A 24,932-nucleotide genomic window follows, 5' to 3' on the forward strand; every position below is an offset into this window, starting at 1 on the left:
CGGTACTAGCGTGCATCCCGATCCGGGGCTGCTTTTTGCCGAGAGATTTTTTGTGCGTATTCCTACACCGTTTTAACCGGGTGCGGCAACTATCTACCTTCTCTGGTATTGGGCTTTCAATTATTAAAAAATAAAAGTAATTTACCGATTCGAATGGTATACCGAGTCGGTGTACCGCCGAATTACATACACTAATTGTAGCTATTCTTAGCAAGTTCCATGGTAGATAGAGTAAGGAGAATCACTTTTTTGGGCGCCATCGTTGCCGTGCTTGTTATCGGCAGTGCCTATCAGGTAGAAGAAGCGTTTGAGCCGTATACGCAGGAAATCCCCGGTACGGGAAAGTCCTTTTCCCTGGTTCCGATCCCGGAAGGATCCTTTCGGATGGGAAGCAATGCGGGAGATCCGGACGAAAGCCCGGTGCATGAAGTAAAAATTGATCCATTTTGGATGGCCTCACACGAGGTCACCTGGGACTTGTTTGAATTGTTTTTGGACAAGGGATTTGAGGCGTCGACCAGTGAAGGTCCCCTGACTCCTGAGGTAGACGGACTTACCAGGCCCTCCATTCCCTACCTGGACATGACCTTTGGCATGGGGAAGGAAAACAAACCGGCCATTGCCATGACGCAATACGGAGCGATTCAGTTTTGCCGCTGGCTGTATCTGAAGACCGGTGTCTTTTTCCGTCTCCCTACAGAGGCAGAATGGGAGTACGCTGCGAGAGCGGGTACTGAAACGGACTATTTTTTCGGAGACGACCCGGCCGCATTGGGTACCTATGCCTGGTACGCAGGCAACAGTGAGGGCGTGACCCATACCGTAGGACAGAAGGAGCCAAACCCCTGGGGCCTGTACGACATCTTGGGCAATGTAAACGAGTGGACACAGGATCATTACCAGGCCGATGCCTACGACGCCCGGCAGAAACCGGCCGATAATCCCCTGATTGAATCCGAGGAATTGTATCCCAAAGTGATTCGGGGTGGCAGTTATGACAGCGAGGCCTCGCAGCTGAAAAGTAGCAAACGCTTTGCCAGTACGCCCGAATGGAAACGCATCGATCCGCAAATTCCAAAAAGTCAATGGTGGTTCCCGGAGGCCCCCTTTCTGGGGATGCGGGTCGTACGTCCACTCAATCCTCCAAGTCCGGAGGAAATCGCAGAATATTTCGGTAAATTACCAGAAGAAGACTATTAATAATCTAACTCAAAATGCAATGAAAGTCAAGAATACCAACCAAAGAAGGGATTTCATCAAAACGTCCGCCGTTCTTACCGGTGGAGCCATGCTCAGTCCATTCAGCCTTCCAGGCGCCTACGCCGCTGGGGAAGACGCCATCAAGATTGCTGTTATCGGTTGTGGTGGCCGGGGTACCGGAGCCGTTTTCCAGGCCTTCGAGACGGGACACAACATCAAACTAGTCGCCATGGCCGATGCCTTCAAAGATCGGTTGGACCAAAGTTACGAGCGAATTTTCAAGAAATACGGCAAGGACAAAGTAGTGGTGCCGGAAGAAATGAAGTTTGTGGGTTTTGACGGATACAAACATGCCATGAAAGAGGCCGATGTGGTCATCATCGCCACGCCTCCCGGTTTTCGTCCCGATCACTTTGAGGAGGCCGTCAAACAAGAAAAGCAGATATTCATGGAAAAACCCGTCGCAACCGATGCGGTCGGCATTCGACGGGTATTGGCCGCAGCAGAAATCGCTAAAGCCAAAAAGCTAAACGTGGTCGTGGGCCTGCAGCGGCATTACCAGGACAACTACATTCAAACCATCGAACGCATTCACAACGGGGCCATTGGCGACATTATCGGTGGCCAGGTGTTTTGGAACGATGGGGGTGTCTGGGTACGCGAGCGACAGCCCGGACAGACTGAAATGGAATACCAAATGCGAAACTGGTATTATTTTAATTGGCTTTGTGGCGATCACATTACCGAGCAGCACGTGCACAACATCGATGTAGCCAACTGGGTAAAAAATGGCTACCCCGTGAAGGCCGAGGGAACTGGCGGAAGAACCGTTCGTAGAGGAAAAGATCACGGAGAAATTTTTGACCACCACGTGGTCTTGTTTACCTACGAAGATGGGACCGTTATTCACAGCGAATGCCGTCATTTTCCAGGGGCAACCAACAGAGTAGACGAGAGTTTTCAGGGGACTTCTGGTAAAGCATACATGAACGCCGGGCATGTGGGAAGGCTGAGTGACTACAAAGGCAATAGCTTGTACGACCACGATGGAAAAGGAAACGCCAATCCCTACCAGGTAGAGCACGACCTGTTGTTTGCCGCCATTGTCAAGGGTGAATACAAGTTTGCCGACGCGGAAAACGCCGCCAAGAGTACCATGAGTTCCATTCTCGGGAGGTACGCCACCTATTCTGGAAAAGTGGTGACCTGGGATGAAGCAATTAATTCGAACATTAATCTCATGCCGGAAACGCTGGCCTGGGATGCCACACCCAAGGTGGTGCCTAACGAGGATGGGTACTACGCATTTGCTGTTCCTGGACAAACCAATGTAGTATAAGCCGATGAAACGAAGGAAATTCATACAAAACGTATCGCTGGGAACAGCCGCTGCCGGCCTGACGGGCATGGGAACATTGAACGCTGCACAGTCCGGTTTTCGGGAGGCTGACGAACCCTTTAACCTGGACTATGCGCCCCATTTCGGCATGTTTAAACAGCACGCGGGAGAGGATCTTTTGGATCAAATAACCTTCATGCACGAAAGGGGTTTTCGAAGCCTGGAAGACAACGGCATGATGGGCAGAACGCCCGAGATGCAGGAGAAGATCGGTAATCATTTGGCCAAATTGGGCATGACCATGGGGGTTTTTGTACTAAACAAAGGCGGAAATGGGGCCAACACACTGGCTGCAGGGAAAAAGGAACACGTAGATATCTTTTTGGAAGGTTGTAGAAAAGCGGTGGAAGTAGCCAAAAGGGTCAATGCGAAATGGACGACCGTGGTACCGGGGGATTACCAGCGAAACCTGCCCCTGGACATTCAGACGGCCAACGTCATCGAGGCCCTCCGAAAAGGAGCGGAGATTTTGGAGCCACACGGCTTGACCATGGTTCTCGAGCCTTTGAGTGATACCCCAAACTTGTTTTTACGGTATTCTCCACAGACTTACATGATTTGCAAAGGCGTGAATAGTCCGAGTTGCAAGATCCTCTACGATATTTACCATCAGCAAAAAAACGAGGGGCACCTGATTACCCTTATGGACATGTGCTGGGAGGAAATCGCCTACATTCAGATCGGTGACAACCCGGGTAGAAAAGAACCGGGAACCGGAGAGATCAATTACCAGAACGTATTTAAATTTATCTACGATAAAGGATTTAAAGGTGTTTGCGGGATGGAACACGGCAATTCCATGCCGGGTAAAGAGGGGGAAGCAGCGGTAATTGCTGCCTACCGGAAAGCGGACAGCTTTCTTTAAGTGATAGAGCACCGAAAAAAATAAAAAAAGGGCAGCCGTTAAGACGCTGCCCTTTTTTTATTAGGCCACCAGGCCCTTTCGTTTTAAGATGGTTTCAACGAATTTGATTTCGTTTTGGGAATTAAATATTTTGAAGGGCAAATGAATGAATTGTGCCTTGGATAAGACCAGGATGTACGCCTGATCCTTTATTTGGGCTTTTTTTATCATTTCCCATTTAATGGGCATCCCTTGTTTGCTGTTTATTTTCATCATCACCTGCCGGCTGTCAATCTCGTAGGAAAGTTTTTCAAACATCACTTTGTTTTGTTCCATTTGGGTGACTCCGGCAAACTGGATCACCCAAAAAAGCCAATACAAGGCATAGGCAAGCAGGGCCATGCTGATCCACCACCAGGAAGCAATCCAAAAATACCCGCAAGCGATAGCAACCGCAATCAGTGCCACCCACCATTGTTCCTTGAATATGTTTACCAATCCTTGCTTGATATAGGTACCTGTTTCCAGTTTGTATTTCTTAGTTTTGACAATCATGTTATGCTTTTACTTTTTGATCCGCAAATATCCTATGTTATCACTTAGATAGCAAGTTAATTTGGTTTCCCTTTCTATTTTTATTTTTTTCCAACATTGCCCCCAATCTCATGGTTAACTTGTTGATTTATTAAAATTTATATTGTAATTTGATTGGAAATCTTTGGATATGATGAGTAGCCTGGTAATCGATTTGGTCTTGTGCGGTGTGGCCTACGTAGTGTTAATTTATTTCGTTGCCACCTTAACCAAAGCCAAAATCAACAAAAACCGAAGAAATAACGACGATGATGGAGACGGTGGCGTGGAAGATTTCACCCCGCCAAAAATCGACCTACCCCCAGGGATCGTGTGGCCCTCCGAGGACAAGGATAAAACGAAAAAACCGGTTGTCTTTTAGTTAGTCTGCTGGGCTGCAGTTCTTGCAGGTCCCCTGAATAAGCAAGCTCATTTCCCGAGGCTTGTATCCTTTCGGTAAATTTAACTTTGGTAGAGCGATTTCTTCCAGACAGTTGGTGTCGCCGCATACCTCGCATTTAAAATGTACGTGCTCGTGATCGTGGTGGGGCAATGCGGGACTGTGGTTGCACAGGGCATATTTTGCCGCGCCGGTATCGTCCAGCACTTTGTGGATCAGGTCATTTTCTAAAAACGTTTTTAAGGTGCGGTAAATCGTTACCCGGTCAAAGTTTTCCTTAAGGGCCTCCTCCAAGTCGGAATGAGAAAGGGCAACCTGTCTCCCGAGAAACGTATCCAGCACATCCCGCCTGCAACTCGTTACGCGCAAATTATTTTCCTTTAATATTTCTGCTGTCTTCAGTGTCATCACTTCCGGATTGATGCAATTTAATTTTTCTAAGCGGTTTCTAGCTGTAGAACCGCGGTTTTCTAAGAAAAATTCCCAATCTCTCGCGGCGCTACCTGGGATTTTGGACTCATTTCATTTTTTTCCAACCCCTAAATACCAAAACACCTCCAATGACAGAAACAACGGTTGCGGTGACTGCGGGTAGCGTCTCGCCGTATATCCAAAATCCAGCCGCAAACAACGCAGCGTATACCATAATGGAACCGATGAGCATTAATCCGATTTCCATGGGGAGTTGACCGACCTCTTCTTTCTCCTCGGGGTATTTGGCCAGTAGGTTTTTCCAGCCCCAGCTTGCGGGACGTACCTTCCTGTAAAATGCAAGCAGTACCGTATCGTCTTCCGGCTTGGTCAACAAGGTGACCGACACCCAGGTGATGGTGGTCAGGGTGACGCCAAATAGCAATTTCAGGTAAGCCATGTCATCCGGAATGGGCCAATAGCCTAGTTTGTTGTGGATGGACTCAAAATAGATGGCCACCAGGAAAGAAACAACCATGGCGGAAATTTCGGTATAGGCATTTATCCTCCACCAAAACCAGCGAAGGATAAATATTAGACCGGTACCCGCACCAATCTGCAATAAGATGTTGAATGCCTCCAGGGCATTGGAAAGGACGGTGGCCAGCAAGGCTGCCAGCACCATCAGGCCCACCGTAGAAAGCCGACCTACGGCCACCAATTCTTTGTCGGAGGCGGTGGGTTTTACAAAACGAGCGTAAAAATCATTTACCACATAGGAAGACCCCCAGTTCAAGTGGGTGGAAAGGGTGGACATGACCGCCGCAATCAACGAAGCCAGCACCACACCAATGAGTCCGGTAGGCAGGAAGGTCAGCATCGCTGAGTAGGCCAAATCATCACCGAGTTTCCCGGCTTCGATGTTGGGAAAGGCCTCTTGCATGTCGCTCAATTGTGGAAATATAATCAGCGAAGAAAGGGCAATGATAATCCAGGGCCAGGGTCGTATGGCATAATGGGTGATGTTGAATAGCAATGTCGCTCCTATCGCGTTCTTCTCGTCTTTGGCAGAAAGCATCCGCTGGGCAATGTAGCCCCCTCCTCCCGGCTCAGCTCCGGGATACCAGGTCGCCCACCACTGCACCGCCAGGGGCATGATAAACAGTGGGATCAACAAGTTCCAGTCACTGAAGTCCGGAATAATGTTTAGTTTGTCGGATACATTGGGGTGGGTAAGTAAGTTGTTTAAACTACCGATTTCGGGCAGGTTGACCACATAGATGGCCGCTCCAAACGCTCCCGCCATGGCGATGAAAAACTGAAAAAAATCGGTTAATAAAACGCCCTTCAAACCGCCAAGGGAACTGTAAATTACGGTTACTACCGAGACAATCAATAGTGTTTCCCAGGAGCTGAGTCCCAGCATCACGCCAAATATTTTAATGGCTGCCAGGGAGACCGTGGCCATGATGACCACGTTGAAAAAGACACCCAGGTATAAAGCCCGGAATGCCCTCAAAAAGGCAGCGCCCTTTCCCCCGTACCGCAATTCATAAAATTCCAAATCCGTGGTTACCTCCGACCTTCTCCACAACTTCGCATAGACAAACACCGTCAGCATACCGGTCAATAAAAAGGCCCACCAGACCCAGTTACCCGAAACCCCGTTTTTCCGGACGATGTCGGTCACCAGATTGGGTGTGTCGGCCGAAAAGGTGGTTGCGACCATACTTACCCCCAACAGCCACCAGGGCATGTTTCTTCCGGAAAGAAAAAATTCCTTGGCATTCTTTCCCGCTGTTTTGGAGGCAAAGACGCCGATTAGCATGGATATGACAAAAAATGAAATGATTATTGCCCAATCGATGATTGAAATATTCATGGTGAATTTGGATTAAGATGGTTTGTTGGTCCGGGTTCCGAACCGAAGTTCGACCACAAAAGGTTTTGGTAAAATTTTTCTAAATAAATAAAACTTTTTCAATTATTTTAAATAATCAGGGAAAATTTTCGCTTGGATGAAAATCAATCCCTTTTCCGGTACGGATGCGCCCGGTCGGGTAAATATAATCTCTTTCGTGTATATATAGCTAAAAGAATTGTAATTTTACCCCTATAAACTGGAAAAATCGGTAAAATAAATCGGTGAATACCGAACCAAAAACGACTATGAATGAATCGGTATTGGATGCGTTGAAAGCAGCCTACGGATGGGAAACGGATCAAATCAAACATCGCAGATTCGGATCGGGTCACATTCACAAGACCTATCTGCTCACTGTAGACGGTCAGGTCTATATTTTGCAGGAGTTTAACGACAAGGTATTTTCCCTTCCGGAACGCATCTCAGGTAACCTGGCCTACCTCATGGAGCAGTTTGATCCAGGCCAACTCCCCTTTGCGCTGCCCATGCCCGTTACCAACCGGGAAGGTAGTTTCCTCACCCGGCTGGACGGAGGCCTCTTTCGCCTATTCCCCTTTGTGAGTGGCATTACCCGGGATGCCATCGATCAACGGGGACAAGCAAAAATTGCCGCCGAGGCGTTTGCACGTTTTATTCAGGTCTTTCTTCCGGCAGACGCCGGACAACTCAAAGATACCATTCCCCATTTTCATGATTTGGAAAAACGGTATCGGCAGTTTGATACCGCACTGCTGCACCCGAAGGTGTCCCTGGATCGCGTTACCAAAGAAATGATTGATTTTTACCGGGAAAAGAGCGAGCTGGTGGATAAATACCTGTACTACCGTTCCCAACTTCCCCTACGCGTCACGCATAACGACACAAAAATCAACAATTTGATATTTGCCGAAAACCTAGAACGGGTAAATGCGCTTATAGATTTGGACACCATCATGGCCGGGTTTGTGTTTTTTGATTTTGGCGATCTGGTGCGGACGGTAGCCTGTACCCGGGATGAATCCTCGATGGAATGGGACACTATCGACGTGGATATGGTAAAATACGAGGGGCTTCTGGAAGGGTTTTATACGGTGTTGGCTGGAGAAATCGGGAGTGAGGAATTGGAATCCTTGCCTTTTGGCGGGGAAATGATGACCTTGATCATGGGCGTTCGTTTTTTGACCGATCACCTAAATGGAAACGTCTACTACCAGGTGCAGTACCCCGAGCAGAACCTGCACCGGGCACAAAACCAGGCAGCATTGCTTGATGCGTTGATCGGAAAACGAGCGGCCATAAACGCTCTGGAAGAAAAGTTAAGGAATGAATTATCGTTGTAACCACCTGCCAAACCGCGTAAACCTTGTCCGGATTTTTTGATACCAAAATCGAATTCCTGAAGGGAGTAGGACCTCAAAAAGCAGCTTTGCTGAATTCGGAGCTGAATATCTTCACTTTTGGTGAACTGCTTCAACACTATCCGTTTCGGTACGAGGATCGAACCCGGTTTTACAAAATTAGGGAAATTCAGGCGGACCTTCCACTGGTGCAGGTCGTCGGGAAGGTTCTGTCGGTTCAGTCTATTGGTGAGGGAAGGAAAAAACGGCTTGTGGCCCAGTTTGCCGATGAAACAGGGATCATCGAACTCACCTGGTTTAAGGGACTGAGTTGGGTCAGCAAGAAATTAGTAAAGGGAGTTCCCCTGGTGGCCTTTGGAAAGCCGCAGCGCTTTGGTAGCAAGTTCAGCATGGCACATCCGGATTTGGAGCCGCTAGGTGGGACTGTGGATCAGGCGCCGTTTTTTCAGCCGGTCTATCCCACCACCGAGAAGCTCAGGCACCGCTTTCTGGATAGCAAAGGCCTCTCGCGAATGTTAAAAGGGCTGCTTCCCCTTGCCCTGCCCAAACTCCCGGAAACCCTTCCTGCAGCCCTCATTGAGTCGCTGGCATTGCTACCAAAGAGGGACGCGATCCGTGAGATTCATTTTCCCTCCGGAAGCGATTCCTTACGAAAGGCCATGCACCGGTTGAAATTCGAAGAGTTTTTCTTTTTGCAGTTGCGCCTATTAAAGCTTAAGCTGGCTCGAACCGAAAAATACAAGGGAAGGGTTTTGGATCAAACGCGGTTGCTTACCCGTTTTTACCACGATATTCTGCCCTTTCAGCTTACCAACGCGCAGAAGAAGGTGATCCGCGAAATATACAACGACTTGAAATCCGGCTTGCAGATGAACCGGTTGGTGCAGGGAGACGTGGGTTCCGGCAAAACCATTGTGGCATTTATTTGCCTATTGGTGGCGGTGGATTCCGGGTACCAGACCTGCCTGATGGCCCCTACCGAAATTCTCGCCAATCAGCACTACGAGGGCTTGATGCCCTATGCCCAACAAATGGGGCTGAAGATTGCCTTGCTGACTGGGTCGAGCAGTAAAAAAAAGCGGGAGGAGATACATCGGGACCTGGCCTCGGGAGCATTGCATTTACTGGTGGGCACCCATGCGCTGCTGGAAGATGTGGTAAAGTTTCACCGGCTAGGCTTGGCCATTATTGACGAGCAACACCGGTTTGGAGTCGCACAGCGGGCAAAATTATGGGCAAAAAACGAAGATTTTTATCCCCATGTCCTGGTGATGACGGCCACGCCCATTCCCCGGACCCTTGCCATGACCTTGTATGGAGATTTGGATATCTCGGTGATAGACGAGCTACCGGCCGGACGTAAAGCGATTCAGACCCTGCACCGGTACGACAAGGATCGGCTTCGGGTTTTCGGGTTTTTAAAAAAGCAGATCGAACAGGGCCGGCAGGTGTACATCGTTTACCCGCTGATAGAGGAGTCCGAAAAGAGCGACCTGAAAAGCCTGATGGATGGTTACGAAAGTGTATGCCGGGCTTTTCCCGGATACCCCATCGGGATATTGCATGGCAACATGAAATCGGCTGACAAGGAATACGAAATGAACCGTTTTGTAACGGGCGAAACCAAAATAATGGTGGCTACCACCGTGATCGAAGTGGGTGTCAACGTACCCAATGCCACGGTAATGGTGATCGAAAACGCCGAACGATTTGGATTGTCTCAGTTGCACCAGTTGCGGGGACGGGTTGGCCGGGGAGCCGAGCAATCCTACTGCATCCTGATGAGCAGGTACGAACTGGGCAAGGACAGCCGGCTGCGTTTGGAAACGATGGTTCGGACTTCCAACGGTTTTGAAATTGCCGACGTGGATTTGCGAATTCGGGGTCCGGGGGACCTTTCCGGAACCCAGCAGTCCGGTATAACGGACCTGAAGGTGGCTGATTTGGCCAGGGATGGAGCCATCCTCTCTCAAGCAAGGGAGGCAGCCCGAACGGTATTGGAAAAAGATCCCTATTTACGTTTTCCGGAAAACAAGCCTATTGCCGATCAGCTAGCTCGATTGCGAAAAAATGAGTTGAATTGGAGCAGAATTTCGTAAGGTATTCTTTCTAATGGTGCATATTTAATTGTATTCACTGTAAATTGGTACGTTTTTGGTGTTTTTGTCATAAAGTCAGCTAAGCGATGAAGATAAAAGTAATAATTGGCAGTTTTTTAATTGGGGTTTCGGTGATCGGTTCCTGTGTGCCACAGAAGAAATACCACGAAGTAAACATAAGGAATGCCGAAATGATGCGTTCCTTGAGAGATACCGAAGATCAACTGGATAGTGCGTTCCAAAAACTGGCAGACATGCGGCAGTCGAACGCAGAACTGGAGGAGAATTTGGTAGCCGAACGGCAGGAAAAAGCAGAACTGGAAGCGCGGCTGGATCGGGCCATGTCCACGTCCTCCTCCGTTAGGCAGGAGTTGACAGAAAAGGAGCAGCGCCTGTCGGAGCAGCAACAGCGATTGGATTTGCTCCAAAACCTATTGGACGAGCAGCGTTCGGTGATGGAAAATTTGAAAGCTACGATCGATAAGGCCCTGGTGCAATACCGTTCGGATGAGCTTCAGATCAACGAGCAGGATGGGAAATTGTACGTGTCCTTGCAGGATAAGCTGCTTTTTTCATCGGGTAGTGCTACGGTAAATCAGGATGGGAAGGAAGCACTGGCAAAACTGGCGGTGGTTTTGAACAACAGCCCGGAGATCCAGATTATGGTGGAAGGCCACACGGATTCGGTACCGATACGTGGAAGGTTTGAAGACAACTGGGAATTGAGCACTGCCCGAGCTACGGCGATTGTCCGGCTTCTCACAGGAACCCTCAGTGTGGCGCCCGAGCGGGTCATTGCAGCGGGAAGAAGTTTTTATGAACCCAAGGCATCCAACGAATCGGCAGACGGCCGGGCAAAAAACAGGCGGACAGAAATCATACTGACACCTCGACTGAACGAGTTGTTCCAGCTTCTAAACTAACGAAATCTAAGGCCCATGGACTACAGGTATTACGTGCTGTACAAGCCCTATGGTGTGTTGAGTCAGTTTAGCGGAGAAGGCGAAACCCTGGCTGCACTTGGGGACTTTCCATCCGACGTGTACCCGGTAGGGAGACTGGATAAAGATAGCGAAGGGCTGTTGCTGCTTACCAACGATCCCAGGTTAAACCACCAGCTTTTGGACCCGGTGCACGCGCATGCCCGCACGTACTGGGTTCAGGTGGAAGGGGAAATTTCGGCGCATGCGTTGGAGCAACTGGAGCAGGGGCCATCCATCCGAGTCAAAGGGAAGCGAGTCAAAACAGCGAAAGCGACCGTAAGGCTTCATCCCGAAGCGGGTACCTTATTGCCGGAGCGTCTTCCTCCGATCCGGTACCGCAAGCAAGTTCCCGATACCTGGATAGCCCTTACCCTGACCGAGGGAAAAAACAGGCAGGTACGGAAAATGACCGCAGCGGTGGGGTTTCCTACGCTGCGCCTTGCGAGGTGGGCCATAGAGGGGCTCACGGTGGAGGGCTTTCGGTCGGGAGAGGTAAGGGCCTTTAACGAGGAAGAAGTGTATGCCTTGCTGGGAATTTCCCGGTCTCGGCCGGGTTCCTTTCCAAAAAAACAGTAATATTTGATTCGGGTAGAAAATAAGAAAAGGTTCTGAATTGGGATAAACCATGAATTATTCTAATTTAGGCTTCTATTTTAGCCGGTAGACTTAACCAATTAATTATAACCATAACATATCAGCATGCATCAGGAGAAGATACAGGAAGTCATTCAAGAAGTGAAAAAGATAGTTGTCGGTCAGGACAAGATGGTCAACCGGCTCCTGATCGGCCTGTTTACCAACGGCCACATCTTGCTGGAGGGGGTTCCGGGCCTCGCGAAGACGCTCACGGTAAATACCTTGTCCAAAGTGCTTCATTTGGATTTTAAACGCATACAGTTTACGCCGGATCTTTTGCCTTCCGACCTGGTGGGTACGATGATTTACAACCAGCTTAATGCGGATTTTGAAGTTAAAAAGGGCCCGATATTTTCAAACATTATCCTGGCGGATGAGGTAAACCGGTCTCCGGCCAAGGTGCAATCGGCGTTATTGGAAGCCATGCAGGAAAAGCAGGTAACCATTGGGGAGACCACCTATTTACTGGACAAGCCCTTTCTGGTACTGGCTACCCAAAATCCCGTGGACCAGGAGGGTACCTATCCGCTTCCGGAAGCGCAGGTGGATCGGTTTATGATGAAGGTAAACATCGATTATCCTTCGCGTTCGGACGAGTTGGAGGTGATGCGTCGGATGACGAACGCTCATTTTGCTTCGGAGGTACGCCCGATCCTGGATAAAGAAGACATCTTTGCCATCCGAAATGCGATCAATGAGGTGCAAATCGCCGAGGCACTGGAGAATTACATCATCGAACTGGTTTTTTCTACCCGGTTTCCAGAGAAATACGGCATGCAGGAAGAGGCCAAATACATACAATTTGGTGCGTCGCCCCGCGCGTCCATCAATTTGAATTTAGGAGCAAAAGCACTTGCCTTTATGGACGGGAGGGACTATGTGTTGCCGGAAGATATTAAGGGCATTGCCGAAGACGTGTTGAATCACCGAATCATTCTCAATTACGAGGCAGAAGCAGACAATGTCAGTACCCGAGATTTGATCCACAAGATACTCGACAAGATACCTTTGAACAAGGTAGCGGGCATCCGTTAGTCGCAGGCGGGTTTGGAGAGAAGGGCGTTGAATGGATAAACACAAATTATATTGGCTGTTACAAATATTTGGTTGGCTGTGTTTTGCGCTGGTCAACCTGTTTTTTGTATCGCTGGCCAGAGGGATTACTCCGATACAGATTGGCGCCTATTTTTCGCTGGCCATTTTCTATTTTTTGTCTACCCATTTTTTCCGGTTTCTGATAAAAAATAACAATTGGCTAAGTTTTGAACTTACCCGCCTGATCAGCCACGTCTTGATCGCCGTGTTGATCCTGAGTTTTTTGAACACGCTTGTACAAGTGTTGATCAATTGGATTTTTGGCACCTTGCACCTGATGGATGATTTTCGGCCGCTGGTGTTGTTGGCCAATTTATTTACCAGTTTTCTGTTTTATTCGCTTTGGTCACTGCTGTACTTCCTTTTTTATTTTCTGGATAATTACAACTCCAGCTTGAAATACCAGGCGAGGATCAACGAAATCAAGCTAATCCATTTGCGCAACCAGCTCAATCCGCATTTTATCTTCAACGCATTGAATAGTGTCCGGGCGCTGGTAGACGAAAATCCGGTGAAAGCCAAATCTGCCATCACTCAGCTCTCCAATATTCTGAGGTATTCGCTGATCATGGACAAGCACAAAACCATTCCGTTGGCCGAGGAGATGAACACCGTCAAGGATTACCTGAATTTGGAAAGCATACGTTTTGAGGAGCGGCTAAAGGTAATCTACGATGTCGAAAAAAAAGCCTACGACTACAAAATACCCCCAATGATGCTGCAGACCATCGTGGAAAATGGGATCAAACATGGCATTTCCAATTTGATGAAAGGCGGATTAATAGAAATAAAATGCACGATAGGTCTCTTGGATGATTTGTATATTTGGGTCAGAAACAGCGGCCACCTAAAGCAGGACAAATCGCCCAAAAAGAAAGGGGAAGGGCATGGCTTAGCCAACACCATACAGCGGTTAAAATTGATTTATGGTAATCGGGCTAGCTTCAAAATATTTAATTACGGGAACGAATTTGTCGTTACAGAAATTAAAATACCAAAACAAAACGTTAATTTAGAATAAAATTTGTAGAGATATGCGTGTATTAGTAGTAGATGATGAACGATTGGCGAGGAAGGAACTCATTAATTTATTAAATCAAAACGATAATGTAGAGGTATTGGGGGAGGCAACGAATGTAGACGATGCCAAAGAGAAGATCGAAGAATTGCAACCAGAGGTACTTTTTCTGGACATTCAAATGCCCGAAAAAACCGGTTTTGATTTACTGGAAGAACTTGATTTTGTTCCATTGGTCGTATTTATTACCGCTTACGATGAGTTTGCACTGCAGGCTTTTCAGGTAAATGCCCTGGATTATTTGTTGAAACCCATCGAGCCCGAGCGCTTGACCGACACGCTGAAAAAGTTGGAGAAAAAGTTGGAAGACCTGAAAAAGGAGGAGGAATCCGCCTCAAAGAGCCCCAAGAGTAAACTTTCCCTTAGCGATCAGGTCTTTGTCAAAGACGGCGACAAATGCTGGTTTGTCAAGCTTTCTGATGTACGCTTGTTTGAGTCGGATGGGAACTACATCAAGGTGTATTTTGAAACCAACAAACCCATGATTCATAAATCACTGAATGCATTGGATGAGCGATTGGACGAGAAGTCTTTTTTCCGGGCAAGCCGAAAGCACATCATCAACCTGAGTTGGGTAGAATCCATCGAACCCTGGTTTAACGGTGGCTTGGTGGTGACGTTGAAGGGGGGCGAGCGGATTGAAGTAAGCCGAAGGCAAGCAGCCCGATTTAAAGATTTGATGAGTCTTTGATTTGGATAGGCCCAATCATTTATCTTTTTTGCGCATTTTATTGCGGTATCGCTGCATTAAATTGTGTTTTAATTTGTAAATTCGGCGAAACAGCTTTTATTTAAATTTTTCCCTTAAAAAACAGACCATGAAAGAAGAACGGATACTTATCGTTGAAGACGATGTAAATATTTCCGAAAATATTGAGGAAATTCTGCAGCTTTTAGGTTATGTAAACATCGACATAGCCAATTCGGCAAATCAGGCCATCAAAGTAGTCAAGAAATACCGTCCCGACATGGTCTTTATGGATATCAAGCTGAAGGGCGATAAGGACGGAATCGAACTTGGGGAAATCATCCAGCAGATGGTGGATGCACCCATCGTATACGTCACTTCCTACAGCGATCCGGCCATCATCGAGCGCGCAAAAAGGACGCATCCCGCGGGGTTTATTGTAAAGCCTTTCAACAGCAACGATATCCATGCCATGGTGGAAATCGTGCTGTACAACCAACGAACCAGACCGGCCCTTTCAGAAGGGGCAAGCGCCAAGATCGCGGAAAGTCCCTACCTGGTAGTAGATGCCGTGTATATCAAAGCAGATAATAGCTTTGAACGGGTAGATTATTCGGATATCTATTATGTGGAGGCCAACGGCAACATGGTGACCATTTTCACGAAAAACAGGAATTTTACCATCCGAAAATCGATGAAAGACATGGAGGAAAAATTACCATCCAACCTTTTTCTGCGGGTGCAAAAATCCTACATCGTCCAGTTGGGACAAATTGAGAGTTTCAATACCAAGGAGATTAACCTGAAGACGGGGGACGTGGTGCAGGTAGGCCGGCAATATTACAATAGCTTCCTGGCCAAGCTCAATACCATTACAGAAAGCTAAACCTACAACAAATCGTTTGCCAGATTGGCCAATTCGGACCGTTCTCCTTTTTCCAGTTTGATGTGGGCGTACAGAGGGTGGTTTCGTACCCGGTCGATCAGATAGGACAGCCCGTTACTTTGGCTGTCCAGGTAGGGTGTGTCAATCTGAAAGACATCTCCGGTGAAGACGATCTTCGTGTTTTCTCCAGCCCTGCTGATAATGGTTTTCACCTCATGGGGGGTCAGGTTCTGTGCCTCGTCCACGATAAAAAAGATATTGGAAAGGGAGCGACCACGAATATAGGCCAGGGGCTGAATGACTAACTTTTCCTGGTTTACCATGTCGGAAATCCGCTGGTATTCTTTGTCGCTCTCTTTGTATTGGTTTTGGATAAACTTCAGATTATCCCAAAGCGGCTCCATGTACGGATTCAGCTTCGATTTGATGTCTCCCGGTAGGTATCCTATATCTTTGTTGCTCAGGGGCACAATGGGGCGGGCCAGGAAAATCTGTTTGTAATTACTGCGTTGTTCCAGCGCCCCTGCCAATGCCAACAGGGTTTTGCCCGTTCCGGCCACACCCTGAATACTCACCAACTTGATCGCCGGGTCCATGATGGCGTGCAGGGCAAATGCCTGTTCGGCATTTTTTGGGCTAATATTGTAGGCTTTTGACTTGGAAATTTTTTGAAAAGACTTCTCTTGCGCCTGATAAAACGCCAGGATGGATGCGTTGGGGGTGCTTCCTTTTAGAATATAAAAGGTGTTGTTGGCGGGAATGGTTTTGCGGCGTTTGCCAAAAATGGCGGCCCCTTCCAGCCTGCTTTTTTCGTACAGGTCATTGATGGTGTCCTGGCTGACGTTTTCAATGACATCCTTGCCCGTATTTTCAATTTCTGAAATGTTTTTGATTTTACCGGTTTCGTAGTCCTCTGCCAGAATGTCCAGTGATTTGGCCTTAAGCCGGAGGTTGATGTCCTTGCTGACCAGGATTACTTTGCGCTTTTTTTCGGTTTGCCGCACACTAAGTGCTGCATTCAGTATTTTGTGGTCGTTTTTTTCTTCGCCGAAGATTTCGTTGGCGTTGAGTGCGTTGTCCGGATTCATCATCACCTTAAAGGAACCTTTGGTTTTCCCGTTAAGCGGCGTCCAATGCTGAATCATCTGATCCTTTGACAGCCGGTCCAGTAGGCGAATGAACTCTCTGGCTTCGAAATTTTTGGTGTCATTGCCCTTTTTAAATTGATCGAGCTCTTCCAGTACCGTAATTGGAATCACTACGTCGTGTTCGGCAAAATTCATGATGGAGTGATGGTCATACAAAATGACAGAAGTATCCAGAACAAAAATCTTCTTTTCCTGAGTCGATGCTTTCTTCACCATACAAACAAAATTGGAGTGGAATGACTACTAATAATACTTATTTTAATCGAAAAAGCGGTAAGAATTCGCTGAAATATATCCCTTGAATTTGACAGAAAAAAACGATAAATGCTAACCGGCTAATTAGCTGTGAATTACAAGCAAGAGGGCAATACGGCTCGGGGTATGGCGCCAGGATAATTTGGACGGAAAACGATCAATCGACTTCGTTCCAAATTTCCCAGGCTGCCTCCGCCTGTAGGTGCAGCATCTCCATCCCATTTTTGGTCTTGGCCCCTCTTCGAGCGGCTTCGCGCATCAGGCTTGTTTCCTCCGGGTTATACACCAGGTCGTAATACCACTGTTCCGGTCCGAGCCCGGCAAGTGGGATTGGCGGCAGGTCGGCGGTATTGGGATAGGTGCCAAGCGGTGTAGTATTGATAATCAAGGGATATTCCTGCAGCAATTGAGGGGAAGCGGTGAGGTCTTCATACGATCGCGTGGTACCCGAATCCGGGTTGGGACTTCTGGAAATCCGTAAAAAGGAGATGTTCAGGTCTTTTAAGGCCTGTGCAACTGCCCTGGAGGCACCTCCCGTTCCCAGGATTAGCGCCCCGGGCCGCTCGGTTCCGAGCCAGTTTGAAAGCGAGGTTTTAAAACCAAAATAATCGGTATTGAAGCCAATTAATTCCAGTGGAGTGATTTTAATGCAGTTGACCGCCCCAATCTCTTTACATGCGGGATCCAATCGATCCAGGTAAGGAATGACTTGTTGTTTGTAGGGAATGGTGACATTTAACCCTACCAGTTCGGGTTCATTCACCAATACTGCCGGTAAGGCTTGTATCTCCGGGAGTTCATACAGTTCGTATTGGCAATCCACGATGCCTTCTCTCCGAAACTTTTCCGCAAAATAGCTTTTCGAAAAGGAGTGTGTCAGGGGAAATCCAATAAGTCCGTATTTTTTCATTCTCTAGTAAAATTATGAGCCAGCCGGTCGATCCCTACCACCAAAATTACTCCGATTAAGAATGCAAAAATGGCAAAAAGAAAGGCGGGTTCTTCCCCCGTCTCTACCAGGTAAACGTGTGGAAGGATGTTTTCGGTAAGGAGTGGTTTTTGCAAACCGGAACTGGATATCCGGTACGAAAGCACTTTTTTCCAGGGCCATATTTTGTTGATCGAACCGATCATAAAACCCGAAAGAAAGGACAGGGTCAATGCGTGATAGTTTTTCAAAAACCAGGAAATGACCCGGCTGAACAGCAACAGACCACCGATACACCCCAGAGCAAAGGTAGCGAGGATAAGGATATTTCGATCGTTGACGGCAGCCAGGATAAACTCGTATTTGCCAAGGATGAGCAGCAGGAAGCTTCCCGAAATTCCCGGCAAAATCATGGCGCAAATGGCAATGGCGCCTGCAATGAAGGTAAACCAAAGGTTATTCGGTAAGGCCATTAGGGGAAGTTCGGTGATAAAATAAGCCAATACCGCGCCCAGGGGAAACATTAGGATTGCCAGTAGGTTCCAGCGCTTGATATCCCGCAAAATAACGATGGCACTGATGAGAATCAGCCCGCAGAAAAACGACCAGAGTGGGATAGGATGGGTTTCGATGAAGTAGGTAATGGCTTTTGAGAAAGCGAAAATACTCGTGAAAATGCCCATAAATAGGACCAATAAAAAGCCACCATTGACGTGTTGCCAGAATGAAACGAACTGCAGACGTCGGAGTAGCTGTAGGGCTTCCAGATCGAATGAATTGATACTTTCCAGTAGTTCTTCGTAGATCCGCGTCACCAAAGCGATGGAGCCTCCTGAAACCCCCGGCACGATATCCGCACTTCCCATACCCATTCCCTTAAGGAACAAAATTATCCAATCGCCTAATCGCTTCATTGTGTGGCCTTGTTTTAGTTGATCCGATGAAAAACAGCTCGTTCAGAGATTTAAAAAGAAATCAAAGGTATCTCCTCTCAGGCCTAATCGCAATGTTTCCAGCGGGATGATTTCATTGGGAGCGATGTTGCCAAGGTTTACATTTGAACCGAGCAGTTTGATAAACCAGACTTGCTGCTCTTTTTGGGGAGCTTCCCAGATGATTTGTTCCTCCGGAATCTGCGTGAGAATTTCCTCCACCAGGCCCTGCCGTACTTCTCCGGAGTCCCGGAAAAGGCCCACGGTACCACCTTCCCGGGCTTCGCCGATTACTTTCCATGCGCCAGCGTCCAGTTCTTTTCGCATTTGTTCGATCCACTTATAAGGGGGGATGATTTTGGCGGCATCTTTTGAACCTACCTCGGACAAGACAGTCACCTGCTTGGCCAGTGTTTCGATGTAGCGGCATTTTTGGCCGTGATCCAGGGTGATGGATCCATCGGATACTTCAGCGAATGAGAGTTGGTATTCGTCCAAAAGACGAACGTAATCGTCGAATTGATTTCGGATTACAAATGCTTCAAAAAGCGTACCGCCAAAGTAGACGGGAATGTCTGCAGACCGATAGATATCAATTTTCTCCCTTAATTTTTTGGTTACAAAAGAAGTTGCCCAACCTAGTTTTACAATGTCCACATAATCCCCACTTACTTCAATAAAATCTTCTACCTCTCTTAGACTGAGCCCTTTGTCCATGGCCATGGTAAATCCGGAGTTTCGGGGCTTCACAGTCCGTGAAGGAATGCTCTTAAGAACGTAATTCATTCAACGATATTTTGATAGTAGCGACAAAAAAGAATCTTATCTTTTAAAATCCTCTCTGTACTGATTGATGATTTTATAAATTGCTTTTTGCTGCTCGAGTTCGGGCATCAGATCGTAAAGCAACTCGTGTTTTTCGAAGTCCAAAGTTAATGCATTTTCCAAAATTGAAAAGGCTTCTTTGTATTTACCTGTCTTGATCAGGTAGACCACCAGCCGGTAATACAACTCGGCCTCTTCGGGTAATTCTTCCATGCCTTCTTTGATGACATCCTCGGCTTCCTCAAACCGGTTCTGATCAAAATAAATCAGCGAAAGGTTGATATAGGTTTCGATGATGCCGGGCTCCAGGTTGATGGCCTCTTCGTAGGCCTCCGAGCTCGCCTGCAGGTTGCCCAGTTCGTATTCGGCACCTGCCAGTCCGACCCAATAGTTGGCGTTTTCAGCCGTAAGTTTCAATGCCTTTTTGAAATAGTGGATGGCTTCGAAATACTTTTTCTTCTTCATCATGCACATGCCCAGCCCAAACCAGGCATCGTCGTATTCAGGATCCAGTTTTGCCGACTTTTTGAAATACTTGAAGGCCATGTCGATTTGATCCAGTTTCTCATAGGAGGCGGCCATGTAGCAGCAGTTTTCTGCGTTGCTGCCTTCGCAGTGTATGGTGTTCTGATAGGCTTCCAGCGCTTTTTCGTACTGATGGGTGTTCATCAGTGCATTTCCCAGGTTGAAATAGGCCGAAGCAAAGGTGTCGTCGATGAGCAGGGCATAATCGTAGGCGTCGATCGCTTCTGTAAATTTTCCCAATCGGTTGTAGACCACTCCCAAATTATACCAGGCGTTGGCATTGTACGGGTCCTGATCGATAAACTCCTGGTAAAAATCCAGTATTTCATCGAAGGAACCTTCCTCTTCGGTCATCATGGCCAGTTGGAAAAGTGCGTCCTCGTGGTTGATTTTCAATTTTACCACCTCTTTGAAACAGGTGATGGCCTCTTCCATTTTTTTCTCATTGCGGTAAAAATTACCCAATAGGTAGTAGACCTCTGCCTTGTCTTCTGCCAGGGGGAGAAATCCATTTAGCAACTGAATCGCTTCTTCCGATTGATCCAGTAGTGAGAGGGCGTTCGCCATGGTCAGGACGATTTCCTCATTGTTAGGAGAAAGGTTATTCAGGTTTTCCAACAACTCCAGACTTTCTTCAAGCTCGTCCAGAAAAAGCAGCGATTGGGCCATCAACAGCTTTAATTCCACCGAAAACGGGAATTTTTGCAGGGCCCACTCACAGGTTTTGAGGGCTTTTTTGTACGTTAAATGGTCATGATAGTACCTGATGATATCCTCCAGTTCTTCTTCACCAAAAAATAGGTCCAGATTAGATTTAAGGGAATTCTCAAACCGCTGTACCAATTCCTTCTCCTGATCCGAATGATTGTCAAAATCTCCTGTCATAGGTTTGATATATATTTTACGTTTAAGATACCAATTATTTTTATTGCAGGGAATATTCCGTAAATAAATTCACTTCCGATTTGCTACTGCTCCTCATGTTTGATCCTGTTCCGAAAGGGCCCATTGAAACGTTTCTTGCAGGGGGGTAAACACGAAGCCGGTTTCGGCTCGCACTTTGCTGCTGTCGTAGCCCACCCGCGTCTGGGCTGCCCGAACGGATTGGCGGCTGATCGGAAGTTTGGTTCGGGAAAATAGATTGTGCAACCGAGACCAACGGACTACCCATCCTGCCAGCCAATCGCTGAGGGGAAGGGACGGTGGATTTTTTTGGAAAACCCGTGCCATTTCCGCAAAAAATTCGCGGTAGGAAAGGCTCTCGTTACTGACGATGTACCGTTCATTCCAACGGCCCGACTCCATTAGCTGCAGCATGATGTGTACCGCATCCCGTATATCGATGTAGTTGACGTTGCCTTTGGGATAATAGCGGTTGCCTTCCAATACATAGCGGTAAATTTGGCTGCTGCTTCGTTCGTCGGAAATTTTCCCAAGCAGCACGGAGGGGTTGAAAACCATGACCTCCAGGCCTTCCTGCGCTCCCCGCCAGACTTCTAATTCAGCCAGGTGTTTGGAAATGGCGTAGGGAGTGTTCAGTTCGGAATTGATCCATTTTTGCTCTTCGGAAATGGACAATTGGTTTTCCTGCCTCCCAAGGGCTGCTACCGAACTAATGAAGACCAACTTTCCGGCCCCCAGGGAAAGCATGGCATCCACCAGACAGGCGGTTCCATACGCATTGGTTTTTAGCAGGGCTTCCTTTTGGGAATCGTCAAAGGATACCAAACCGGCCGCATGCACCACCAGGTCCTGCCCCTTACAGGCCTCGGCCAGCATTTCCACATCGGTGATTTCTCCTTCAAACCAGGCGATGTCGTTTGCCAGATTTCCCAACAAGGAGGTACTACTTCCGGTCCTCTTCGTACCGGAAATGACCGCTTTCCCGACCAGACCCTTTGCGAGGTAACTGCCTAGCAAACCTGTAATGCCCGTAATGAGTATCTTTTTCAATGCCTTAGCTTTATCCGGTACTTACAATTGTTGGTTCCAAAGGTCCAATGCCTGCAACTTTTCGTAGTATTTTTCCTGTGGGAGCCTTTCCAACGCATCAAGGTATTTTTCGTTGTGGCAGTCGGTTCCGGCAAGTTTTACCAATCCCCGGTCCACAATTTTTTCGGCAAATTTCTTCACCGCTTTGGAGTAATACCCTGTAAGCGAAAGGAGGTTTAGCTGAAAAGGAATGTTTCGATCCGCCAGCGCTTCCAGTGTGCTACTCTCCTGATGCAGGTACATGTACCGTTCGGGATGTGCGAAGACCGGCTGATAGCCCGACATTTCCATGCGAAAAAACGTTTCCAACAGGATGTGGGGCTTACTCATAAAACCCGTTTCAACGAGTACCAGCTTATTTGCCCCAAAACTCAGCAGGGGTTCGTTTTTTTCGACCTTTTCAAAGAAAATTTCGTCCAGGTAGTATTCCGCAGCGGCTTCCAATTCAATGGGAATACCGGTATCTGCAACCGCAGTCTGCAGCTTTTTGAGTCCGGGCAGGATGGTTTCCGGGGTATTCTTGAAAAACTCACTCATGATATGCGGAGTGATGATGAGTTTCTTTAGCCCGTACGATGCCAGACGTTCAATCAAAACCAGGGATTCTTCGATGGATTGCGCTCCGTCATCGATTCCCGGAATCAGGTGACTGTGCATGTCTGCGTGCAGCCAGCTCAGGTCCAGGGCCTGGTTTTCGGGTGATTTTTTTAATTTGATAAATAAATCAAATATAGACATTAAAGTCCTCCTCTGCTTATTTCTTCGAATTTCTCCAGATCAGGCCAGGTTTGGTCCTTTTCGGATAGAAGCGGATGGTCCACTCCCCAATCAATGTCTAACTGCTTATCGTTCCAAATAATTCCACCTTCACTTTCTTTGTTATATAGGTTGGAGCATTTGTACGTAAACACGGCATCTTTCCAAACGGCAAAGCCATGCGCAAAACCGGTGGGTACATAGAGCATGTTTTGGAGTTTTTCATCCAGAACTACCGCATGGTATTTTCCAAAGGTAGGGGAGCCTTTGCGCAGGTCTACACACACATCCAGTACCTTACCGCTGATTACCCGTACGAGTTTGGCCTGGGCGTGGATTCCGCGCTGAAAGTGAAGTCCGCGCACAATACCCGCCTCCGAAAAAGACTGGTTGTCCTGAACCCACCGGGTACTCATACCGTGCTTCTCAAACAGGTCCTCCCGGTAACTTTCTAAAAAATAGCCCCTTGCATCTTTGAAGATTTTTGGATAGATTTCGTACACATCTTTCAGGGCTGTCTCTCTGATTTCCATAGCTTTGTAAGTTAATGTCTAAAAAACGATGCAATTTGGTGAATCCACTCTGAAAATATATCACATAAAAACGAATTTTGCCATTTCCTGCTGCAAATGGGCGGCAATTCCGCCGAAAGAAAGAGCGCTCTTGGGCTAAAAAACCCAAATAGGTGAATCTATTGCGCTAGTTTTGCGTTATAGATTCCCAGAATTAAGGCAATGTTTGAACATACAATGCATGAGTAAATACACTAGAAAACTGGCAAAATTGGTAGATACGGCGCCCAAGGAGGAAACGGCAGTGTTGATTGCCCTGATCCATCAGCACGAAACGGAGCAATTGGTGCAGGACCACCTGGACGAATTGGCCTTTTTGACCGAGACGCTGGGGGCGAAAGCGATCCATCGGTTCACGCAGCGAATGGAAAAGCCAGATGCCCGTACCTTTGTTGGTTCCGGAAAATTGGAAGAAATCAAGTCGTATATCGAGTACTTTGCCGTGGATATGGCGATTTTTGACGAAGATTTGAGTCCTTCACAGGTGAAAATACTGGAAAACGAGTTGAAAATAAAGGTCTACGATCGCTCCATGTTGATCCTCGATATTTTCCTGAGCCGTGCGCAGACTGCACAGGCGAAAACACAGGTGGAATTGGCACGGTACCAATACCTGCTGCCCCGACTGACGCGCATGTGGACACACCTGGAACGACAGCGGGGTGGAACAGCAACTCGGGGCGGCGCCGGAGAAAAAGAAATCGAAACGGATAAACGAGACATTCGGCAAAAAATCGATCTGCTGAAGGAAAAATTGAAGAAAATCGAAAAACAGGGGTATACCCAACGCAAAGGAAGAAAAGGCATTGTTCGCGTCGCCCTCGTCGGCTATACCAATGTGGGTAAAAGTACCCTCATGAACCTGCTGACCAAGGCAAATATCCTTGCCGAGAATAAGCTATTTGCAACGGTAGATTCCACAGTGAGAAAAGTGGTTTTGGACAACATTCCTTTTCTGATTTCGGACACAGTAGGGTTTATTCGGAAGCTGCCTACCCATTTGATCGAGTCCTTCAAATCTACCCTGGCGGAAATCGAGGAGGCTGATTTGCTGATTCACGTGGTGGACCTTTCCCATCCCAATTTTGAGGATCAGATCGCGGTGGTTAATCAGACCTTGAACGAAATGGGCGCAGGAGACAAGCCGGTGATCATGGTATTCAATAAGATCGATGTGGCGCCAAAAATGCCCTCGGAAGAAGAACTGATGCTGATGTCTGCCCACGAAGTAGAAGAGGCCAACTTTATCGATTTTGAAAAGCTGGAGGAAAGCTATGCCAGAAAGTCCTCCATTACTCCGGTCTTTATGGCGGCAGGAAATGGGACCAATATCGAAGGCTTCCGAAAGGTGGTTACGGCTGAAGTGAAGAAAATTCACCAGAAGATTTACCCACATTACCTGGAAGACGAGGTACTGGATTTGTCGCAGTACGAAGTATAGACATC

24 protein-coding genes are annotated in these 24,932 nt (G+C 47.6%); 13 read left to right on the forward strand and 11 right to left on the reverse strand.

Annotation, left to right across the window (positions count from 1 at the left end; translation table 11 throughout):
• The first annotated feature begins 219 nt into the window (after positions 1–219).
• Genes GCU44_RS09070 through GCU44_RS09080 form a run of 3 tightly spaced genes read left to right on the forward strand, consistent with a single transcriptional unit; the run spans position 220 to position 3,464 of the window.
• On the forward strand, positions 220–1,200 hold the full coding sequence (locus GCU44_RS09070) for a formylglycine-generating enzyme family protein (RefSeq protein ID WP_154856104.1): 981 nt from the start codon (positions 220–222) through the stop codon (positions 1,198–1,200).
• Between the two features lie 19 nt (positions 1,201–1,219).
• The gene (locus tag GCU44_RS09075) at positions 1,220–2,539 is read left to right on the forward strand and encodes a Gfo/Idh/MocA family protein (RefSeq protein WP_092171068.1); all 1,320 of its coding nucleotides are present in this window, start codon (positions 1,220–1,222) and stop codon (positions 2,537–2,539) included.
• 4 nt (positions 2,540–2,543) lie between these two features.
• Entirely contained in the window at positions 2,544–3,464 is a 921-nt protein-coding gene (locus tag GCU44_RS09080; RefSeq protein ID WP_092171070.1) for a hydroxypyruvate isomerase family protein, read from the forward strand.
• A gap of 60 nt (positions 3,465–3,524) precedes the next feature.
• Here the strand turns inward: GCU44_RS09080 and GCU44_RS09085 are convergent, their stop codons facing one another.
• Positions 3,525–3,998, reverse strand: a complete 474-nt coding sequence (locus GCU44_RS09085) for a YcxB family protein (RefSeq protein WP_092171072.1) — start codon at positions 3,996–3,998, stop codon at positions 3,525–3,527.
• Positions 3,999–4,170: 172 nt separating this feature from the next.
• Between GCU44_RS09085 and GCU44_RS09090 the strand changes: the two genes are divergently transcribed.
• On the forward strand, positions 4,171–4,398 hold the full coding sequence (locus GCU44_RS09090) for a hypothetical protein (protein WP_092171074.1): 228 nt from the start codon (positions 4,171–4,173) through the stop codon (positions 4,396–4,398).
• Here GCU44_RS09090 and GCU44_RS09095 read toward each other — a convergent pair whose 3' ends face one another.
• Entirely contained in the window at positions 4,399–4,824 is a 426-nt protein-coding gene (locus GCU44_RS09095) for a Fur family transcriptional regulator (RefSeq protein ID WP_154856107.1), read from the reverse strand.
• Positions 4,825–4,933: 109 nt separating this feature from the next.
• Entirely contained in the window at positions 4,934–6,709 is a 1,776-nt protein-coding gene (locus GCU44_RS09100) for a sodium:solute symporter family protein (RefSeq protein ID WP_154856109.1), read from the reverse strand.
• Positions 6,710–6,996: 287 nt separating this feature from the next.
• On the opposite strand from GCU44_RS09100, the gene GCU44_RS09105 reads away from it, so the two are divergent.
• The 8 genes from GCU44_RS09105 to GCU44_RS09140 all read left to right on the forward strand — a co-directional run bounded on the left by GCU44_RS09105 (position 6,997) and on the right by GCU44_RS09140 (position 15,553).
• Positions 6,997–8,070 carry a phosphotransferase enzyme family protein gene (locus GCU44_RS09105; RefSeq protein WP_154856111.1) on the forward strand — a complete coding sequence of 358 codons (1,074 nt, stop codon included), beginning with the start codon at positions 6,997–6,999 and terminating at the stop codon, positions 8,068–8,070.
• A 23-nt stretch (positions 8,071–8,093) separates the two neighbouring features.
• Positions 8,094–10,187, forward strand: a complete 2,094-nt coding sequence (gene recG, locus GCU44_RS09110; protein WP_154856114.1) for an ATP-dependent DNA helicase RecG — start codon at positions 8,094–8,096, stop codon at positions 10,185–10,187.
• 86 nt (positions 10,188–10,273) lie between these two features.
• Complete coding sequence (locus GCU44_RS09115) at positions 10,274–11,110, forward strand: OmpA/MotB family protein (RefSeq protein WP_092171084.1); 837 nt, start codon at positions 10,274–10,276, stop codon at positions 11,108–11,110.
• A gap of 15 nt (positions 11,111–11,125) precedes the next feature.
• Positions 11,126–11,746 (forward strand): pseudouridine synthase, encoded by a 621-nt coding sequence (locus tag GCU44_RS09120; protein ID WP_154856116.1) that lies wholly within the window; start codon positions 11,126–11,128, stop codon positions 11,744–11,746.
• Between the two features lie 123 nt (positions 11,747–11,869).
• Positions 11,870–12,841 carry an AAA family ATPase gene (locus tag GCU44_RS09125; RefSeq protein ID WP_154856118.1) on the forward strand — a complete coding sequence of 324 codons (972 nt, stop codon included), beginning with the start codon at positions 11,870–11,872 and terminating at the stop codon, positions 12,839–12,841.
• 31 nt (positions 12,842–12,872) lie between these two features.
• Entirely contained in the window at positions 12,873–13,922 is a 1,050-nt protein-coding gene (locus tag GCU44_RS09130) for a sensor histidine kinase (protein WP_092171090.1), read from the forward strand.
• A gap of 13 nt (positions 13,923–13,935) precedes the next feature.
• On the forward strand, positions 13,936–14,670 hold the full coding sequence (locus GCU44_RS09135) for a LytR/AlgR family response regulator transcription factor (RefSeq protein WP_092171092.1): 735 nt from the start codon (positions 13,936–13,938) through the stop codon (positions 14,668–14,670).
• A 127-nt stretch (positions 14,671–14,797) separates the two neighbouring features.
• Entirely contained in the window at positions 14,798–15,553 is a 756-nt protein-coding gene (locus tag GCU44_RS09140) for a LytR/AlgR family response regulator transcription factor (protein ID WP_092171094.1), read from the forward strand.
• 2 nt (positions 15,554–15,555) lie between these two features.
• Here the strand turns inward: GCU44_RS09140 and GCU44_RS09145 are convergent, their stop codons facing one another.
• The 8 genes from GCU44_RS09145 to rfbC form a co-directional block, all read right to left on the reverse strand.
• Positions 15,556–16,917, reverse strand: coding sequence for a PhoH family protein (locus GCU44_RS09145; RefSeq protein WP_092171095.1), 1,362 nt, complete (start codon positions 16,915–16,917; stop codon positions 15,556–15,558).
• A 196-nt stretch (positions 16,918–17,113) separates the two neighbouring features.
• On the reverse strand, positions 17,114–17,866 hold the full coding sequence (locus GCU44_RS09150; protein WP_154856120.1) for a shikimate dehydrogenase family protein: 753 nt from the start codon (positions 17,864–17,866) through the stop codon (positions 17,114–17,116).
• Positions 17,863–18,798 carry a DUF368 domain-containing protein gene (locus GCU44_RS09155; protein WP_154856122.1) on the reverse strand — a complete coding sequence of 312 codons (936 nt, stop codon included), beginning with the start codon at positions 18,796–18,798 and terminating at the stop codon, positions 17,863–17,865. The genes GCU44_RS09150 and GCU44_RS09155 overlap by 4 nt, the downstream gene beginning before the upstream one ends.
• A 42-nt stretch (positions 18,799–18,840) precedes the next feature.
• Positions 18,841–19,602: a phosphosulfolactate synthase gene (locus tag GCU44_RS09160; protein WP_154856124.1), complete on the reverse strand. Its 762-nt coding sequence runs from the start codon at positions 19,600–19,602 to the stop codon at positions 18,841–18,843.
• A gap of 36 nt (positions 19,603–19,638) precedes the next feature.
• Complete coding sequence (locus GCU44_RS09165) at positions 19,639–21,051, reverse strand: tetratricopeptide repeat protein (protein ID WP_154856126.1); 1,413 nt, start codon at positions 21,049–21,051, stop codon at positions 19,639–19,641.
• 93 nt (positions 21,052–21,144) lie between these two features.
• Entirely contained in the window at positions 21,145–22,119 is a 975-nt protein-coding gene (locus GCU44_RS09170) for an NAD-dependent epimerase/dehydratase family protein (protein ID WP_154856128.1), read from the reverse strand.
• Positions 22,120–22,140: 21 nt separating this feature from the next.
• Entirely contained in the window at positions 22,141–22,896 is a 756-nt protein-coding gene (locus GCU44_RS09175) for a tyrosine-protein phosphatase (protein ID WP_092171108.1), read from the reverse strand.
• The gene (gene rfbC / locus GCU44_RS09180; RefSeq protein WP_092171111.1) at positions 22,896–23,447 is read right to left on the reverse strand and encodes a dTDP-4-dehydrorhamnose 3,5-epimerase; all 552 of its coding nucleotides are present in this window, start codon (positions 23,445–23,447) and stop codon (positions 22,896–22,898) included. The genes GCU44_RS09175 and rfbC overlap by 1 nt, the downstream gene beginning before the upstream one ends.
• Positions 23,448–23,667: 220 nt before the next feature.
• Between rfbC and hflX the strand changes: the two genes are divergently transcribed.
• Positions 23,668–24,927 (forward strand): GTPase HflX, encoded by a 1,260-nt coding sequence (hflX, locus tag GCU44_RS09185; RefSeq protein WP_154856130.1) that lies wholly within the window; start codon positions 23,668–23,670, stop codon positions 24,925–24,927.
• Positions 24,928–24,932: the final 5 nt, after the last annotated feature.

It is taken from the genome of Cyclobacterium xiamenense (genome assembly GCF_009467825.1).
In the GTDB taxonomy this organism is placed as follows: domain Bacteria; phylum Bacteroidota; class Bacteroidia; order Cytophagales; family Cyclobacteriaceae; genus Cyclobacterium; species Cyclobacterium xiamenense.